At 32.6% G+C, this 17,058-nt stretch carries 21 protein-coding genes; all 21 read right to left on the bottom strand.

What is annotated here, in order from left to right; all coding sequences use genetic code 11:
• Nucleotides 1-94: 94 nt before the first annotated feature.
• Complete coding sequence (scfB, locus tag HMPREF3023_RS05775) at nt 95-1,447, bottom strand: thioether cross-link-forming SCIFF peptide maturase (RefSeq protein WP_070701625.1); 1,353 nt, start codon at nt 1,445-1,447, stop codon at nt 95-97.
• A 52-nt stretch (nt 1,448-1,499) separates the two neighbouring features.
• Nucleotides 1,500-1,646 (bottom strand): six-cysteine ranthipeptide SCIFF, encoded by a 147-nt coding sequence (gene scfA / locus HMPREF3023_RS05770; protein WP_070701623.1) that lies wholly within the window; start codon nt 1,644-1,646, stop codon nt 1,500-1,502.
• A gap of 8 nt (nt 1,647-1,654) precedes the next feature.
• Nucleotides 1,655-1,954 (bottom strand): preprotein translocase subunit YajC, encoded by a 300-nt coding sequence (yajC, locus tag HMPREF3023_RS05765; protein WP_070701621.1) that lies wholly within the window; start codon nt 1,952-1,954, stop codon nt 1,655-1,657.
• Between the two features lie 74 nt (nt 1,955-2,028).
• Nucleotides 2,029-3,147 (bottom strand): tRNA guanosine(34) transglycosylase Tgt, encoded by a 1,119-nt coding sequence (gene tgt / locus HMPREF3023_RS05760; RefSeq protein ID WP_070701619.1) that lies wholly within the window; start codon nt 3,145-3,147, stop codon nt 2,029-2,031.
• Between the two features lie 5 nt (nt 3,148-3,152).
• Nucleotides 3,153-4,172 (bottom strand): tRNA preQ1(34) S-adenosylmethionine ribosyltransferase-isomerase QueA, encoded by a 1,020-nt coding sequence (gene queA, locus HMPREF3023_RS05755; RefSeq protein ID WP_070701617.1) that lies wholly within the window; start codon nt 4,170-4,172, stop codon nt 3,153-3,155.
• A gap of 13 nt (nt 4,173-4,185) precedes the next feature.
• Nucleotides 4,186-5,304, bottom strand: a complete 1,119-nt coding sequence (locus HMPREF3023_RS05750; RefSeq protein ID WP_070701763.1) for a SpoIID/LytB domain-containing protein — start codon at nt 5,302-5,304, stop codon at nt 4,186-4,188.
• 4 nt (nt 5,305-5,308) lie between these two features.
• Nucleotides 5,309-6,310, bottom strand: a complete 1,002-nt coding sequence (ruvB, locus tag HMPREF3023_RS05745; RefSeq protein ID WP_070701615.1) for a Holliday junction branch migration DNA helicase RuvB — start codon at nt 6,308-6,310, stop codon at nt 5,309-5,311.
• 4 nt (nt 6,311-6,314) lie between these two features.
• A complete protein-coding gene (ruvA, locus tag HMPREF3023_RS05740; protein ID WP_070701613.1) occupies nt 6,315-6,899 on the bottom strand; it encodes a Holliday junction branch migration protein RuvA in 585 nt (194 codons plus the stop codon).
• The gene (gene ruvC, locus HMPREF3023_RS05735) at nt 6,899-7,393 is read right to left on the bottom strand and encodes a crossover junction endodeoxyribonuclease RuvC (protein WP_070701611.1); all 495 of its coding nucleotides are present in this window, start codon (nt 7,391-7,393) and stop codon (nt 6,899-6,901) included. The genes ruvA and ruvC overlap by 1 nt, the downstream gene beginning before the upstream one ends.
• A gap of 38 nt (nt 7,394-7,431) precedes the next feature.
• A complete protein-coding gene (locus tag HMPREF3023_RS05730) occupies nt 7,432-8,193 on the bottom strand; it encodes a hypothetical protein (protein ID WP_070701609.1) in 762 nt (253 codons plus the stop codon).
• A gap of 83 nt (nt 8,194-8,276) precedes the next feature.
• Nucleotides 8,277-9,272 (bottom strand): aspartate--ammonia ligase, encoded by a 996-nt coding sequence (asnA, locus tag HMPREF3023_RS05725; protein WP_070701607.1) that lies wholly within the window; start codon nt 9,270-9,272, stop codon nt 8,277-8,279.
• Nucleotides 9,273-9,327: 55 nt separating this feature from the next.
• Nucleotides 9,328-9,945 carry a zinc dependent phospholipase C family protein gene (locus tag HMPREF3023_RS05720; protein WP_083315530.1) on the bottom strand — a complete coding sequence of 206 codons (618 nt, stop codon included), beginning with the start codon at nt 9,943-9,945 and terminating at the stop codon, nt 9,328-9,330.
• Between the two features lie 103 nt (nt 9,946-10,048).
• Complete coding sequence (locus tag HMPREF3023_RS05715; protein WP_070701603.1) at nt 10,049-11,683, bottom strand: glycosyl hydrolase family 18 protein; 1,635 nt, start codon at nt 11,681-11,683, stop codon at nt 10,049-10,051.
• A gap of 70 nt (nt 11,684-11,753) precedes the next feature.
• A complete protein-coding gene (gene rplS / locus HMPREF3023_RS05710) occupies nt 11,754-12,101 on the bottom strand; it encodes a 50S ribosomal protein L19 (RefSeq protein WP_070701601.1) in 348 nt (115 codons plus the stop codon).
• On the bottom strand, nt 12,088-12,831 hold the full coding sequence (trmD, locus tag HMPREF3023_RS05705; RefSeq protein ID WP_070701599.1) for a tRNA (guanosine(37)-N1)-methyltransferase TrmD: 744 nt from the start codon (nt 12,829-12,831) through the stop codon (nt 12,088-12,090). The genes rplS and trmD overlap by 14 nt, the downstream gene beginning before the upstream one ends.
• On the bottom strand, nt 12,828-13,331 hold the full coding sequence (rimM, locus tag HMPREF3023_RS05700) for a ribosome maturation factor RimM (protein ID WP_070701597.1): 504 nt from the start codon (nt 13,329-13,331) through the stop codon (nt 12,828-12,830). The genes trmD and rimM overlap by 4 nt, the downstream gene beginning before the upstream one ends.
• Nucleotides 13,318-13,551 carry a KH domain-containing protein gene (locus HMPREF3023_RS05695; RefSeq protein WP_005956767.1) on the bottom strand — a complete coding sequence of 78 codons (234 nt, stop codon included), beginning with the start codon at nt 13,549-13,551 and terminating at the stop codon, nt 13,318-13,320. Before HMPREF3023_RS05695 ends, rimM begins: the two co-directional genes overlap by 14 nt.
• Before the next feature lie 21 nt (nt 13,552-13,572).
• Nucleotides 13,573-13,872, bottom strand: a complete 300-nt coding sequence (rpsP, locus tag HMPREF3023_RS05690) for a 30S ribosomal protein S16 (RefSeq protein WP_070701595.1) — start codon at nt 13,870-13,872, stop codon at nt 13,573-13,575.
• Nucleotides 13,873-13,921: 49 nt separating this feature from the next.
• The gene (gene ffh, locus HMPREF3023_RS05685) at nt 13,922-15,259 is read right to left on the bottom strand and encodes a signal recognition particle protein (RefSeq protein WP_070701593.1); all 1,338 of its coding nucleotides are present in this window, start codon (nt 15,257-15,259) and stop codon (nt 13,922-13,924) included.
• A gap of 11 nt (nt 15,260-15,270) precedes the next feature.
• Entirely contained in the window at nt 15,271-15,627 is a 357-nt protein-coding gene (gene ylxM / locus HMPREF3023_RS05680; protein WP_070701591.1) for a YlxM family DNA-binding protein, read from the bottom strand.
• Nucleotides 15,628-16,098: 471 nt separating this feature from the next.
• The coding region (gene ftsY / locus HMPREF3023_RS09650; protein WP_246829187.1) for a signal recognition particle-docking protein FtsY at nt 16,099-17,058 on the bottom strand (960 nt) is incomplete at its 5' end.

Raw genomic sequence — 17,058 nt, 5'->3', positions numbered from 1 at the left:
ACAGATAATTATATCAAAAATTATCATTAAGGTAAAACAAATAGGTTTTTAGTCAACAAAAAAGAACCCTCTTGGGGTTCTTCAAAAATTTTTATTATTCTTCATTAGCAAGAACTGATATTGCACATTCAATTCTCTTCTTTTCCATTTCACATCCAACCTTGTAAGGTTTACTTAAGTCATTGTTGCTGTAGTAAGCGTTAGCGTGACAACCACCTGAGCAATAATATCTTGCCCAGCAAGTTGGACAATCTTCATTTGTATAAACGTTAGAGTTTTTAAATGTATCTCTTAGGTCTGTATTTTTTATTCCTTCATCAACATTACCAAGCAAGAAGTCTTCTTCTCCAACAAATTGGTGGCAAGGATAAATTTCTCCTTGTGGAGTTATGGCAACATATTCTGAACCTGCGCCACATCCAACAGTTCTCTTCACTATACAAGGTCCCTGTGATAAGTCAATTATAAAGTGGAAGAAAGAAAAGTCCTTGTCTTTTTTTCTAATTTCAATATAATCCTTGGACATCTTTTCATACTCACTTAAGATTTTATCAAGATGTTCTTCTCTTATTGCATAAGGTTCTCTCTCATCAGTAACCACTGGTTCAATAGAAGTCTTTTTAAATCCGTGAGAATAAAAATCTTTTAAGTCTTCAGAAAAGTCTAAGTTTTCATTTGTAAAAGTTCCCCTGATAAAGTAGTCCTTGTCTCCTCTTTTATCAATAAGTTCTTTAAACTTAGGAACAATTATATCGTAAGATCCCTTGCCATTTGTAGTAGGACGCATCTCATCATTGATTTCTTTTCTACCATCAATTGATAAGACAACATTGTCCATATTCTCATTAATAAAATCTTGGATTTCATCATCAAGTAGGATGCCATTAGTCGTTATTGTAAATCTGAAGTGTTTGTTGTATTTCTTTTCCTCTTCTCTACCGTAAGCAACAAGTTTTTTTACTAGGTCAAAGTTCATTAGAGGTTCCCCACCAAAGAAATCAACTTCAAGATTTATTCTGTTACCAGAATTTTGTAATAAGAAGTCCAATGCCTTCTTACCAGTTTCAAAAGTCATAAGACTTCTATCACCCTTGAAGTCACCTTGGGATGCAAAGCAATACTTACATCTTAGGTTACAATCATGGGCAACGTGAAGACAAAGAGCTTTTACAACATTTTGTGGGTTGTATTTAGGAAGTTTAAAGTGTTCATCTTCAGAAAATAATAAACCTTCCTTAGTTAAGTAGTCTATTTCTTCATAAGCTTCTTTAGCATCTTCTTCATTATAAAGTTTTGAAAATTTTTCTATGACTTCATCTTTTGATAATATTTCATAGTCATCAATCATCTCGTATACAATTTTTTCTACAACATGGACTGATCCACTTGCTATGTCAAGGACAATATATCTATCATTTAAATAAAATTTATGAATTCTTTCTTCCATCTTTTCTCCTTTACTTAACCCCTAACAAAATAAAAGCAAGGTTTCCCTTGCCTTAGTTTTCAGTATTTTCACATTTTTGGTTTCCAACTGTACAGCTAGTTTTGCAAGCTGATTGACAAGATGTTTGACATTCGCCGCATCCGCCTTTTTCGTAAGTTTTCTTAAGATTTTTTTGTGTAAGTGTTTTAATGTGTTTCATAATATCTCCTATTCTTCTTCAGCGTCTTTTAGATCTGCGTTCTTTTTATAAGTACCATTAACTCCCCACTTCATTACTTCAATTTTTGTATTGTCAGATGAAGTTTCGATAACTAAGTAATCTTCCTTTACAAGGATAATTTTTCCAATAATACCGCCGATTGTTATTATTTTATCTCCAACCTTTAAGTTTTCACGCATTTCATTTATTTCATTTGCTTTTTTCTTTTGTGGTCTTATTATGAAAAAATAAAAAACAACAAACATCAATATTAAAGGAATAAAGTTTAACATTGCGTTTTGATCCATTATTAACCCCTTTCTTTTTAGTAATTGATAATTATATTATACATTTAATCCAATAACTTAACAAGAATATATTTTTAGTCTTGTTTATAACCATACTTCTTGTAAAAATCTTTTTTGTATTCTAGGAAGTAATCTCCCCTAATTGATTCTCTAATATTTTCCATCATATCAATTAAGAAGTAAAGATTGTGAATTGTTGCAAGTCTCATACCAAGAATCTCGTCTACATTGAATAAGTGTCTAAGATAAGCCTTAGAAAAGTTTCTACAAGTGTAGCAGTCACATTCATCATCAAGTCTTGAGAAGTCTTCTTTGTAAACTGCATTCTTAATTGGAATTCTTCCCTGATGAGTAAGTACAGTTCCATTTCTTGCAATTCTTGTAGGAAGAACACAGTCTGCCATGTCCACTCCTCTTTCAACTGCTTCGAATAAGTAGTCTGGACTTCCAACTCCCATTAGGTATCTAGGTTTATTTTCTGGCATAAAGTCAGTTGTGTAATCTAGAATTTCTGTCATTAAATCAATTGGTTCCCCAACAGAAAGTCCACCAATAGAATAACCCTTAAAGTCCATATCAACCATTTCTTTTGCAGAAATTTCTCTTAAATCTTTATACATCCCACCCTGAATGATTCCAAAAAGAGTTTGATTATCTACATTCTTGTGATGGTCTTTACACCTCTGGGCCCACCTAAGAGTTCTTCTCATTGAATGATCAATGTATTCGTGACTTGCTGGATAAGGTGCACATTCATCAAAAGCCATAATTATATCTGAGCCTAAGATATTTTGTATATCAATAGACTTTTCTGGAGATATAAACATCTTGCTTCCGTCAATGTGACTTCTAAAATGAACACCTTCTTCAGTTATCTTTCTATTGTCTGATAAAGAAAAAACTTGAAATCCTCCAGAGTCAGTTAAGATTGGTTTGTCCCAATTCATAAACTTGTGAAGGCCGCCAGCTTTTTCTATTATTTCAGTACCTGGTCTTAAAAATAAATGATAGGTATTGGATAAGATTATTTGTGCCCCTATATCTTTAAGCTCATCTGGTGTCATTGTCTTAACTGTTGCCCTTGTTCCCACTGGCATGAAGATTGGAGTTTCAATTTCTCCGTGATTTGTAGTTATTTTTCCAAGTCTTGCTTTTGAATCCTTGGATGTTTTTAATAATTCAAATTTAAACATAAAACCTACCTTATAAACATGGCATCACCAAAACTGAAAAACCTATATCTTTCTTTAACAGCTTCTTCATATGCCTTTAAAATAATTTCTCTGCTTGATAGGGATGAAACCAACATTAATAGAGTGGATTCTGGCAAGTGAAAATTTGTTATAAGGGCATCTACGCATTTAAACTTATAAGGTGGATAAATAAATATATTTGTAAATCCACTTTTTTCACAAACTCGTCCATTATTATCGGCAATAGATTCAACAGTTCTAACACTTGTTGTGCCAACTGCAATAACCCTATTCCCCCTATCTTTAGCTGCATTAATTTTATCTGCAACTTCCTTAGTCATAACATAAAATTCTGAATGCATTTCATGTTCGTCAACATTTTCTACTTTTACTGGTCTAAAGGTTCCTAAACCTACGTGAAGAGTAATGTAACAAATTTCAATACCCTTATCTTTTATTTTTTGTAGCAAATCCTTAGTAAAGTGAAGTCCTGCAGTTGGCGCTGCAGCTGAACCTTCTTCTCTTGCATAAACTGTTTGATACCTATTTTTATCCTCTAACTTTTCTGTTATATATGGAGGTAGAGGCATTTCTCCAAGTTCATCTAAGATTTCTTCAAATATTCCATCATATTCAAATTTCAAAAACCTAGATCCATCTTCGGAAATATCTACTACTTCTGCACTTAACTTGTCGCTAAAAATAATTTTTGTGCCAAGCTTTGCCTTCTTTCCAGGCTTAGATAGACATTCCCAAACATCATCTTTTCTATTCAAAAGGAGAAATTCTATTTTTTCTTCTTTTCCTTCTCTGTGTCCATAAATTCTTGCAGGCATTACCTTGGTGTCGTTTAATACCAACAAATCACCCTCATTAAGATAGTCAATGATGTCATAAAAGTGCTTGTGTTCCATTTCTCCACTTTCTTTGTCTAAAACAAGAAGTCTGGAATGGTCTCTTTTTTCTTCAGGATGTTGTGCTATTAATTCCTTGGGTAAGTCGTAATAAAAATCTTTTGTTTTCATTTTTGCCTTTCTATTATTTTATTTTTTCAATATTTGTTCCTGGGAAATAAAATTCAATAATATCCTTATAATTACTTCCTTTTTTGGCCATTTCAACAGCACCGTATTGACTCATGCCAACACCATGACCGTAACCCTTGCCACTAACAAATACTTTGTTTCCAATTACATTTACATCAAATAAAGTGGACTTAATAATTGTGTTGCCAATTTTTTTTCTAAAATCAGTGGCTTTTATCTTTACATCTCCCTTAGATGTAGAGAAAGTTAAATTATTTACTCTATTTGAATTATTATAGTCAAGACTAACGCTAAATACGTCAGTTAAATTCAATTTCTTTAAGTCGCTATTCTTTAGTTCATACTTCCATGGATGAACTGAATAGGGATCTTCCTTTGAAATTAGGTATGGAACACTATTTCCGCCCCAAGCTTCAGATGATGCAACTGTATATCCACCAGAAGAAGCACAGAAGATAGTCTCCGCAACTTTTCCATCGTACTTAATAACTTGACCAATGGTTTCTTCTACAGCCTTATTTGTTGTTTTTTCTTCAACATCTTTTCCATAATAAACTTGAGACCTTGTAGTATCGTCAAGATTATAACCATTTTTAATAAACTTATTGTAGTTATTTATGGCAAAAGATCTTGAACAAAGAGCTTGAGCCTTTAATGATTCCATTGGGAAGCTTGGACTCATTTCTTTTGGAAGAACTCCTTTTAAATACTCATCCATCTCAACTCTGTTCACTATGTCTAGCTTTTTATTATTTACTCTAAAGGAAATTGCTCCTCCATAGTTTCTTTTGATTTTATCTACATAAATTGGAGAATCAGAAGAAATTAAAAAAGCTCCATTTTGAGGAAAATTATTTAACTTGAAATTTTTTCCATTTAGATTAATATTTTTTCCGTCGAATTTAATGTTTATTTCCTTGTTATTTGTATTATTAATAACTTGTTCATCGGAAGTAACAACTTTTAAATTTGATTTGGACTTTACTTTTAAACTTTCACCGGCTGAAAGAGATTTTCCAACCTTAATATCTATCTTGTCATAATCTTCCTTAGCAAATATATTTAATGGTAGAAAAACCAAAAATATAGCTAACAATAATATTTTTTTCATTTTATTATTCATCCTTATACTCCAATCCAAAATGGTCATAGGCTCTTTTTGTAGCCACTCTTCCTCTAGGCGTTCTAATAATAAAGCCTATTTGCATTAAATAAGGCTCATAAACATCTTCTACTGTTCCCTTATCTTCACCAATGGCTGCTGAAATAGCATCAATACCCACTGGTCTTCCATTGAACTTCTCAATCATTGTAAGTATAATTCTTCTGTCAATATTATCTAGTCCAAACTTATCGATTTCAAGAAGATTTAGGCCCTTTATAGCAACCTTAGTTGTTATAACTCCTCCTTCTTTTACCTCAGCATAGTCTCTAACTCTTTTTAATAACCTATTGGCAATTCTCGGTGTTCCTCTAGACCTTCTTGCAATCTCAAGAGCACCTTCCTCTTCAATTGGAACATTTAAAATCTTTGCAGATCTCATAATTATCTCAACAAGAGATTTTGTGTCGTATAGGTCTAATTTTAACATTACACCAAATCTATCCCTAAGAGGTGATGTTAGCATGCCTGCTCTTGTAGTTGCCCCTATGAGAGTAAAAGGCGCTAGATCAAGTCTAATAGACCTTGCAGATGGACCTTTACCAATTATTATGTCTAAGGCATGGTCCTCCATAGCAGGGTATAAAATTTCTTCTACAGATTTATTTAATCTATGAATTTCATCTATAAAAAGTACATCGTCATTATTTAAGTTTGTTAGAATACTTGCTAGGTCACCCTGCTTCTCTATGGCTGGTCCTGATGTCACTTTTAGATTAACACCCATCTCATTTGCAATAATACCAGCCAGTGTGGTTTTGCCAAGCCCTGGTGGTCCACTTAAAAGAGTGTGATCCAGAGGTTCTGACCTATTCTTTGCAGCTTCAATAAAAATCTTTAAATTTTCAACTACCTTGTCTTGGCCAATATACTCATCAAGCCACTTAGGTCTAAGGCTTACCTCCCTAGCATCGCCATCAATAAGTTCTGGCTCCACTAATCTATTTTTTTCCATTGTATCAACCCATTAATTTTAAGGCTTCTCTTATTCTCTCGGAAATATCAAGAGAAGAGTCAACCTTATCTAGTGCTTTTTTAGCGTCATATACATTATAACCTAAGGAAATAAGAGCCTCAACTGCTGGATCATCCTTTTCTTCAATAGTTTCAACATTATCAGTCATTGATGCAAAATCTAAATCTAATTTTTCAACCTTATCCTTTAATTCGAGGATTATTCTTTGAGCAGTTTTCTTGCCTATTCCCGGTAACTTAGTAAGGGACTTCTCATCTTTGGATATAATATATTTTGCAATATTAAATACATCGTCACCATCAAGTATTCCCATGGCAAGTTTAGGGCCAATCCCTGTTACGCCTGTCAATAAATCAAAGGCATCTCTAGTTTCAACCTCTCTGAAACCATATAAAATTGCAGCATCTTCTCTTAAAACTAACCTAATATTTATAAATACTTCTTCATTTTCATAAAAAGTATGAAGTTCTCTTGATACCATATTTACAATATAGCCTATTCCATTGGATTCAAGAACTAAGTAACCCCTGTCAGTTGAGTGTACCTTTCCCTTTAAAAAATCTATCATTATATCATCCTAAAACTTTCCTTAAACTTAATTGAACTGCCATGAGTTATTGCAACTGCCAAAGCATCTGCAACATCATCAGGTTTTGGAACTTTTTCTAAGTTCAAGATAATTTTTACCATCTCTTGAACCTGATTTTTTGTAGCTCTTCCATATCCAACTATAGCTTGTTTTACTTGGAGGGGCGTGTACTCATAAATTCCTGCCCCAGACTCTTTAGCAGCAAGCACTTCAATCCCACGAGCTTGGGCAACTGTTATGGCAGTTTTTACATTCTTGTTGAAAAAAAGCTCCTCAAAGGCAATATCTTCTGGCTTATACTTTTCTATTAAATCATTTAGTTCTTCATAGATAATATTCAACCTATCAGGAAGAGGAGTTTTTGCTTCAGTTGTTATAGCACCGTAGTCTAAAACCCTATATGAATTTCCCTTAAGCTCTAAGAAACCATAGCCAACTATGGCTATACCAGGGTCTATCCCCAAAATTACCAATTTATCACCACTTTAAAAAGGATAGTATAAAACTATCCTTACTTATATCTCTTTAAAACTCTATCATTAACTCCATCCCAAAAGGCATTTCTAAAAACTCTAAAGCAATCTATGTATAGAAACTTAGAAATTTTATTATTTAAATTTTCAATTTCAGAATCAGTTAAGTAGGAGTCAACTTCTTTTATTTCAACGTCATCATCTTGGCTTCTAAAGATAAGCTGCATGTCAAGATGATCGTTTATACTTGCAATCTTACTGTTTAAAAGCTTTTTTCTAACATCAGTAAGAGTGTTTTTTATGAAAATTCTAATTTGTCTATCTTTTCTTATTTCTTTAAAAACTAACTTCTTAAAAGCCAAAACTTCTTCATTTTTGAACTCATATTGAAAAAGCTTCTTCCTATTGTAAAGCTCATCTATTGTAAGGTATCTTAGAGTTATTATCTCAAGCATATTTATGTGTTTTTTCGAGTTAAAACCAAGCCTATAGCCTTCTAAGTACAAGTAAAGCTCCAACCTATTTATATCATCATGGATAAGGTTGGAGAGATTCCTAGCTATAAGTTCTATTCCCTCTTTTTGCCTATATATTCTTACAATATCCTTTCTTAAATTATCAAGAGTGACATATCTTGGATATATGTTTTCTATAGATTCGTAAACATTGTAAATATTAAGTAAAATGTTAATACTATCCAAGTCGCCCTTGTATAAGAAATTTGCAATTAAGTATTTTTTTATATCTTTAAAGGCAAGTCTTTTATAAGATTGTTGATTCAGTTTTTCTGCCAATTCCATAAAAAAATCCTCCGTTAGTTCATATAAATTAATTATACTATAAGTCACGGAGGATTGAAATCCAATTTGTAAATGTAATGTAATTATAATAATTTTATTTTATTTTCCTTGCAGAAGTTCAAACTGTTTTCATCCCAAACTCCTACTTGAACTTCACCAATGTGTTGTTTCTCTAAGAAAAACATACAAATTCTTGATTGTCCAATACCACCACCAACAGTGTAAGGTAATTCTGCGTTTAAAACGTCTTGGTGATAAGGAAGTTTAAATCTATCTGTTGTATTGGCAAGTTCACATTGACTCTTAAGTGATTCTTCATCGACACGAATACCCATGCTTGATACTTCAAGAGAATTTCCTAGAACCTCATCCCAGAACAAGATATCTCCATTTAGGTCCCAATCATCATAGTCAGGAGATCTATGATCATGGGGCTCACCAGAAGTTAAATTATGGCCTATGCCCATGATGAAAACTGCTCCCTTTTCCTTACAAATTAATTTTTCTCTTTCTTTAGATGTTTTTCCTGGATACTTATCTTCTAACTCTTGAGAAGTTATAAAGAAAATTTCTTCAGGTAGTTTTTTTGAAAGAATGTAAGGGTAGGTTTGATTGATGTATTCTTCAGTTCTTTTAAATACAGAGTAAATTTCTTTAACAATTAAAAAGAGATATTCCTTATTCCTATCTGACTTGTCAATAATTTTTTCCCAGTCCCATTGGTCAACATAAGATGAGTGAATTTCATCTAACTCTTCTTCAGCCCTAATGGCGTTCATGTCTGCATAGATACCTTCATACATGTTGAAGTTGTAGTCCTTAAGTGCATTTCTCTTCCACTTAGCTAGTGATTGAACAATTTCAACATTAATTCCATATTGTCTTAGGTGAAAATCTACTGCTTTTTCTCCATTTAGGTTGTCATTAAGACCAGTTTCAGGTCTAACAAATAAAGGCGCAGAAACTCTTTGTAGGTTTAAGGTATTTGCCAAGTCTCTTTGAAAATAATCTTTAACTGATTTAATCGCAATTTGTGTCTCTCTTAGATCTAGTTTTGTAGCACTAGAGTTGTTCCTCATTTTTTCCTCCCTAACTATAAAAAACTTTCACCCACTAAGAGTGAAAGAATTTCTTTTAAATAAATTGTATGTCGTAATCTCCCTGGAATTGGAGACTTGATTCAATAACTAAAGTAGAAATGTTTGTACATAAATTCAAGGCAAAGTTTAAATCATTGTCAAAAGAATGATCTGACTCCTTGTATTGGTCTATTACATCTATTAAATACTTTTTAACTCTTTCTTCAAGCTTTAGTTCAGAATCTTCTAAGAAATTAATGTCAGAAACACTAATAACACTAGAAAAGTTTTCTTCTAAATATTTATTTTCTCTTGCATAAAGAGCTAAGTCTTGTTCGTACTTAACATGTTTTCTCAAGTTTTCTACAAAAGTCATCCTATAAGCGTGAGGATAGCAAACAAAGTCACAGAGATAGTGACTTATTATGCCAAGCCTCTTGCTCACATAATTAATTAATAAATTGCTTTCATTTCCTTCTGAATAAGAAAATCTAGAAAAGAAAATTAATTTAGTAATTTCTTTTGCAATATAATCTCCCGATTCATCGAAATAATGTCTCTTCAACTTGTAATAAGGAAGAACATCAGGGGCAACTGATCCCCAAAGCATTTTTTCTAAATTTAAATTAACATTGTATTTATCTTTTATTCTGTCGTGGACGATTTTTGCCACGATTTTGTGTGTATCTGGTAAAATTTTTAAACACTTCCTAATTAAAATTTGTTATCAATGTTTACAAGATAATTCTATACTTAAATGGCACAATTGTCAATTTTTAGTTTGTTTTATCAAGTTCTTTTGAGATTACATCCCAAATGTTAGAAGTTTCAAAACCAAGTCTCCAGCTTCCAACACCTGCTAAGTTATATTTATTGACAAGAGAAACTTTTTTCTCTAGAGAATTTGCATCTTCAATCCAAATCTTGTAGTCCGCACCATTTTCTTGATACTCAATATAATTTTGTTGAGATTCCTTATCCCATACTGGTTTTAGTCCCTTGGATGCAATAATTCTTGCAACTTCATCCATGGAAATTGTCTTTGAAGTTACCTTTCCACCATCTTCTTTCCAAATTCTTGTGTAAAGTGGAACTCCAAGAATCATTTTTTTATTAGGAATGTTTCTAAATAGGACATTGATAGATCCTTCTACCCACTTGTATTGAGCAACTGATCCAGCCTTATCTGATGAACCCCAGTGTTGGTCATAAGCCATTACAACCATATAATCAGCAATTTCAGCAAGGGCCTTTCTATCGTAAGGTTCCTTTGTAACATCAGCTGATATTTGTGGTGTAACATCAACAGTTATTATAAAGTCTTCACCTGCAGCTTGTCTAAATTCTCTTACAAAGTCAGTTATATAATCTCTGTCATCTATCTTTGTATGTTCAAAGTCGATGTTTATTCCCTTCATTCCATACTTTTTACATAGTTCAAGAGTTTTATTTATAATTTTTTTACGAGTTTTTTCATTTGATAGAGCTTCGTGAGTAATTTCTGGATCAAAGGAGTTATCTAAATATGCCCAGACATCTATTCCAAGATCATTATATTTTTTAATATAATTTTGATTCCCTCTGTCAATCATATCTCCATTGCCATTTCTTATGGAGAACCAAGTTGGAATTATAACATCAAGTCCTTTGATATCCTTAATTTGATTAATCTTGTCTTCAGAATGTTCTGCGTAAGTGTAATCCCAAGTTAAATTAATAAGACCATCTGATGTATTTTTAGAAGTAGACTTAAAAGAAACTTTTTCAAAGTTTTCATCTAAATCTTTCTTCAAAACATATCCTGCATAACCTTCTGTCATCCTAACCTTGTAGTACTTTCCCTTATCTCCATAAACATAAAGCTCTTCTCCCTGAGGAAGTTTCTTTATAATAGGGCTTCTCTTGGAAGCACCTTCTCTTAAAAGAGTTTCTGAAGTAGTCTTGCTTAAGTCGTAATCCTTATCTCTGTAATCAAGTAAGAGTAGTCTAATATCCTTGTCATATCTTAGCCTTACATCATAGTCATAGATAAAAGCTTCTATTGGAAGCATGATTTTCCCATCTTTTTCTATAACAGGAGCCCTTAAATCAATTGTACCGCTGTTAAATTTTGCCTCATATTCATTTAACTTAAGCACTTTGTTTGCATGGTCGTTGTTGATTCTAACTTCACCACTTGACTTGTCATACTGGATATCTTTGTCAAGATATTCCTTTATGTAGTCTAGGGAAAGATAAATCATTCCATCTTCTATAGAAAAGTCTTCCTTATCTATATCCTTGTCTTCTGTCAAAAAGTTAAATTTATCGTACTTAGTTGAGATTTTGCTAGTTCCTCTATTTTCAACAAATAAAAATGCACCAGCTGCTAGAACCACTATTAAAAATAGTCCCATAAAAAGTTTTTTCATATTATCACCCTTTATTAAATTATTTGCTCAAAATAAAAGAATACTAAAAATAGGACATAAAGTCCCATTCTCAGTAATTTGTCTTTTCTCTAACTTTTGCAGCCTTACCTTGTCTATCTCTAAGATAGTAAAGTTTAGCACGTCTAACTCTACCCTTTCTTGTAACTACAAGATCAGCAATTCTTGGTGAGTTAAGTAGGAATGTTCTTTCAACTCCAATACCATAAGAAATTCTTCTTACTGTGAAAGTCTTTCTAGCGCCTTTTCCTTGAATCTTTAATACAGTACCATCAAATACTTGGATTCTTTGTCTTTCGCCTTCGATAATTCTGTAGTGAACGCTAACTGTATCCCCAACGTTAAATTTAGGTAAATTTTCATTTATTTGTTCATCTTCAATAGCTTTAATATAATCCATTGTCTTTACCTCCTTCCAGTAAATCTTTCAATATATCTTTTTCTTCATCATTTAAAGTTTTTTCTTTTAATAAGTCTGGCCTCTTCTGTAAAGTGTTTTTTACAGACTCTCTAAGCCTATATTTTCTAATTTTTTCATGGTCTCCACTTAGAAGAATATCTGGAACTTCAAGTCCTCTAAATTCTCTTGGTCTAGTGTACTGAGGATGTTCTAAAAGTCCGTTGTAGTGTGATTCGTCTTCAAAAGACTCTTCACTTGCAAGTACACCATCAAGTAGTCTCGACACGCCATCTATAACAACCATAGATGCCAGTTCTCCACCAGTTAAAACATAATCACCAATGGAAATTTCTTCATCTACATAATTTTCAATGACTCTGTTGTCAATACCTTCGTAGTGTCCATTTAGAAGAATTATATGTTCTTCTCCTTTTAATTCTTTTAGCTTATCCTGTGTGAGCACCTTGCCCTGTGGGGACATATAGTAAACCTTAGAATTTTCTGTCTTTACAGATTCTATTGCCTCTACTATTGGTTTAATTTGCATTAGCATACCAGGTCCACCGCCATAGGGATAATCATCAACTTGTAAATATTTGTTGATGGCAAAATCTCTAATATCTACAGTCTCTAATTCTAACTTTCCTTGGCCAATAGATCTTCCAACAATAGAAAAATCTCTAATATTATTTATGAAATCGGGAAATAATGTTAAAACACTAATTTTCACAAAATCATTCCTTCTATTAACTTAATAGTTATTGTTGAATCTATTTTTTTAATAAATTCTTTAACTCCTGGCACTTGGTAAGTCTCCTTATCCTTGCCTTCTATGACAAAAATATCATTAGCTGGGTATTCCAATATTTCCTTTAAGACTCCAATGTAATTTCCATCAGTGTCATAAACTTCTTTTCCAATTAAATCAGAAACATAATATTGGTCTTCTTCAAGCTCTAACCTGTCTTCATCCTTAATATAAATGTTTAGACCCTTTAAATTAAGGACATCATTTATATTTTCATATCCCTCAAAGCTTAGGTAGACAAAATCATTTACTCGAACTTTTTTTATAAAAAATTCCTTTAAATCTTCGCCTATAAATACGCTTTTAAGTTTAGAAAACCTATTTTTGTCAAAGGTATATGGATTAACTTTAAGTTCACCCTTAATACCGTGAGTATTAATAATTTTACCAATGCAAGTAATTGAATCTTTAATATTCTTCAATTTCCAAATTAACCTTTACATCTTCTTTTAGTGAAACAGCTTTTAAAATCGCTCTTATTGCCTTAGCAATTCTGCCTTGTTTGCCAATAACTTTTCCCATATCATTTGATGCAACTTTAAGAGTAATATCAATTGAATTATCATTCTTAGTCATTGCCACATCAACTGAAGAAGGATCGTCAACTAAAGATTTAGCAATATATTCAATTAATTCAACCATTTTGGTCCTCCAAACATACTGTTATTCAGTAGCTTCTGATTCACTTGCTTCTGCTGTATTATTTGAGTTTGCACCAGCACCATACACTGAGTTTTCTCTGAAAAGTCTGTCAACTGTATCAGTAGGTTTTGCACCATTCTTAATCCAATTGTTAGCTTTTTCTGCATCTACAACAACTTTTTTAGGAGTTGTAAGTGGGTTGTAATAACCAATCTCCTCGATGAATTTTCCATCTCTAGGGCTTCTAGAGTCTGCTACAACTATTCTATAAAAGGGTGTTTTCTTAGCACCCATTCTTCTAAGTCTAATTTTAACTGCCAAATTATTCACCTCCACAATAAAATTTATATATTAAAATATATAAGCTAGCTTAAAAGGAAAAAGGAAGTTTAAATTTTCTTTTTCCCATTGTCTTGGACATGTTTCCAAATTGCTTCATCATCTTTCTCATGTCCTTAAACTGTTTAATAAGTTTATTTACATCGGCTGGACTAGTTCCAGAACCCTTTGCAATTCTCTTCCTTCTGGAAGAATCTATAATTTCTGGCTTTTGTCTTTCCTTCTTAGTCATGGAAAGAATCATAGCCTCTACTTTTGCAAATTCATTTTCAGGTAAGTTAATTCCCTTTAGAGCCTTGCTGTTCATACCAGGAATCATTCCTATAATATCTTCAAGTGGCCCCATGTTTTTCATTTGTTGCATCTGATCTAGGAAATCTTCAAAAGTGAAAGTTGACTTCCTAAGCTTTTCTTCAAGTTCCTTTGCCTTTTTATCATCAACAGCTGTCTGTGCTTTTTCAATTAAGGAGAGCACATCCCCCATGCCAAGTATCCTTGAAGCCATCCTGTCTGGATGAAAGACTTCAATATTGTCCATTTTTTCACCGCTGGCAATGAATTTTATTGGAACATCTGTAACTGACCTAATTGATAGGGCAGCACCACCTCTTGCGTCACCATCAAGTTTAGTTAAGATAACACCTGTTAACTTTAACATATCATCAAAAGTATCTGCTACATTTACTGCATCTTGCCCTGTCATTGCATCTAGGACAAGAAGAACTTCTGATGGTTCTAGTGCATCATGAATATCTTGAAGCTCCTTCATAAGAGTTTCATCTATGTGAAGTCTACCAGCCGTATCAATGATAACAACATCATTGCCATTTTTCTTAGCATGCTCAAGAGCTGCCTTAGAAATATCTACCGGGGAAATTTTGTCACCCATAGTAAATACTGGAGTGTCAACAGATTCACCTACAACTTGAAGTTGTTTTATAGCTGCTGGTCTGTAAACGTCACAAGCAACTAGAAGAGGTCTCTTTCCATCTTTTTTCAATTTATTGGCAAGCTTACCACTTGTAGTAGTTTTACCTGCACCTTGAAGACCACACATCATTATAACCGTTGGTTTTTTTGAGAAGTCAATCTTGACCTCGCTGGTTCCCATTAAGTTTGTGAGTTCTTCATTAACAATTTTTATTACTTGCTGGCCGGGAGTTAGGGATTCTAAAACTTCTTTCCCCAAAGCTCTTTCTTTTACTGTCTTGACAAAGTCTTTTACAACTCTGAAGTTTACGTCAGCTTCAAGAAGTGCAAGTTTTACCTCACGCATTGCAGCGTCAATATCTTTTTCAGATAATTTACCCTTGCCCCTTAAGTTTTGCAGGGTATTTTGCAATTTATCGGATAAACTTTCGAATACCAAAGATCCACCTCCTAGTCAAAAAGTATTTGTCTAAGTTCTTTAATCTTCAAATTATTATTTTGACTTAAAGATTCTTTTTCTATACTTTCTAAAATACTTTCTATTTTTTCTTTTTTTTCTTCTTTATTAGCTTCTTCTTTTTTTGTGTTTTTTATTAACTCAAGCTTTTCTTCAAACTCTTCTAAGTTGTTTTCAGCTCTTTTTAAGTTATCGAAAACTGCTTGCTTAGATATATTAAGCTCAGATGAAATCTCATTGATTGTGCAATCATAAACATAATACATTAGTGCAGCCTTCATCTGCTTTTCAGTAAGAAGCTTTCCGTAGAAATCAAGTAAGCTGTTCATCCTGAAAAATTTCTCATTCATTTTATCACCATTTTTCTGAGAGGTCAACCTCTTTACTTGACCTATTTAATTCTAACTAATAGCCCACTTAATGTCAACAAGAATTTTGAAAATTTTTAAATTTTTTTAGGATGTTTTAACATTTTTCTCTCATGAGTAACTTTGAATTTAAAAAGTTTAATAACTCATAAAATTTTTGATAAATAGCAAATTTATATAATGTTATAAAAATTTCTTACTTTATAAATTTTTATGAACTCATAATAATTTTTCGTTTAATAAGTTTTTATAACTTAATAGGTCTTTATAGCTTAATAAGTTTTTATAATTCAATAAGTTTTTATAAGCTAATGCAATTTTCTTTTTCAATTTCTCTTGCGAGCTAATAAAAATTTTTCACAATATGTCTTCTTATAATTTTTTAAGAACATCTTTTAAAATTGATCAATAAAAAAAGTAGGCTCTGTGACCTACTTAATATCTTTATTAATTTTATCCAAAAATTGTTTCTAAGAAGCTATCAATGTTAAAGTCTTGAAGGTCATCAATGCCTTCTCCAACTCCAATAAGTTTAATAGGAATTCCTAGTTCTGATTGAAGGGCAACAACAACTCCACCCTTTGCAGTTCCGTCAAGCTTTGTAAGTGCAATGCCTGTTATGTCAGTTGCTTCTCTAAAGGTCTTAGCTTGGTTAATTGCATTTTGACCTGTTGTTGAATCAAGAACTAATAGATTTTCACGGTTTGCTTCTGGATACTTATTAGTGATAATTCTGTTAATTTTTTCAAGTTCCTTCATTAGATTAGACTTGTTGTGAAGTCTTCCCGCTGTGTCAACTATTAAGACGTCAGTCTTTCTTGCCTTAGCAGCTTCTATTGCGTCAAAGACAACTGCTGCAGGATCAGACCCTTCAGCGTGGCTGATTATATCTACGTGAGCCCTATTTCCCCATTCCTTTAATTGGTCAATGGCTGCTGCCCTAAAAGTATCAGCTGCACAAACAAGAACTGACTTGCCATCTCTTTTAAATCTTGAAGAAAGTTTACCAATAGTTGTTGTCTTTCCAACACCATTTACCCCAACTACCAAGATGATTACAGGTGGTTCTGTATTAATTGGAGTGTTTAAGTCTGGGTTCATTAATTTCTTTGCTTCTGCCATTAGAAGTGGTTTAACTTCTTGTGGATCATTTATTTTTTCTCTTATAATTGTTTCACGCAAGTTGTCAATTAACTTCATTGTCGTTTCCATTCCAATATCTGCTGATATTAAAATGTCTTCCAGGTCTTCAAGCATTTCGTCATCAATCTTGACGTAGGCTCCTAGGACTGTGTTAATTTTTATTCCAACTTCTTTTCTAGTCTTATCCAAACCTTCCTTTAGTCTTTGGAAGAGTGAAACTTTTTTGGGCTCTTCTTTTATTTCTTCTTGCTTTTCTTCCTTATCCTCTAA

The organism is Peptoniphilus sp. HMSC075B08, assembly GCF_001815405.1.
GTDB classification, from domain to species: Bacteria; Bacillota; Clostridia; order Tissierellales; family Peptoniphilaceae; genus Peptoniphilus_A; species Peptoniphilus_A harei.
This window is presented reverse-complemented; position numbering and strand designations above follow the sequence as displayed.

Excerpts from the sequence above, each read along its gene's own strand:
- scfB (WP_070701625.1), bottom strand. The coding sequence starts at position 1,447 with ATGGAAGAAAGAATTCATAAATTTTATTTAAATGATAGATATATTGTC.
- scfA (WP_070701623.1), bottom strand. The coding sequence starts at position 1,646 with ATGAAACACATTAAAACACTTACACAAAAAAATCTTAAGAAAACTTAC.
- yajC (WP_070701621.1), bottom strand. The coding sequence starts at position 1,954 with ATGGATCAAAACGCAATGTTAAACTTTATTCCTTTAATATTGATGTTT.
- tgt (WP_070701619.1), bottom strand. The coding sequence starts at position 3,147 with ATGTTTAAATTTGAATTATTAAAAACATCCAAGGATTCAAAAGCAAGA.
- queA (WP_070701617.1), bottom strand. The coding sequence starts at position 4,172 with ATGAAAACAAAAGATTTTTATTACGACTTACCCAAGGAATTAATAGCA.
- HMPREF3023_RS05750 (WP_070701763.1), bottom strand. The coding sequence starts at position 5,304 with ATGAAAAAAATATTATTGTTAGCTATATTTTTGGTTTTTCTACCATTA.
- ruvB (WP_070701615.1), bottom strand. The coding sequence starts at position 6,310 with ATGGAAAAAAATAGATTAGTGGAGCCAGAACTTATTGATGGCGATGCT.
- ruvA (WP_070701613.1), bottom strand. The coding sequence starts at position 6,899 with ATGATAGATTTTTTAAAGGGAAAGGTACACTCAACTGACAGGGGTTAC.
- HMPREF3023_RS05730 (WP_070701609.1), bottom strand. The coding sequence starts at position 8,193 with ATGGAATTGGCAGAAAAACTGAATCAACAATCTTATAAAAGACTTGCC.
- asnA (WP_070701607.1), bottom strand. The coding sequence starts at position 9,272 with ATGAGGAACAACTCTAGTGCTACAAAACTAGATCTAAGAGAGACACAA.
- HMPREF3023_RS05715 (WP_070701603.1), bottom strand. The coding sequence starts at position 11,683 with ATGAAAAAACTTTTTATGGGACTATTTTTAATAGTGGTTCTAGCAGCT.
- rplS (WP_070701601.1), bottom strand. The coding sequence starts at position 12,101 with ATGGATTATATTAAAGCTATTGAAGATGAACAAATAAATGAAAATTTA.
- HMPREF3023_RS05695 (WP_005956767.1), bottom strand. The coding sequence starts at position 13,551 with ATGGTTGAATTAATTGAATATATTGCTAAATCTTTAGTTGACGATCCT.
- ylxM (WP_070701591.1), bottom strand. The coding sequence starts at position 15,627 with ATGAATGAGAAATTTTTCAGGATGAACAGCTTACTTGATTTCTACGGA.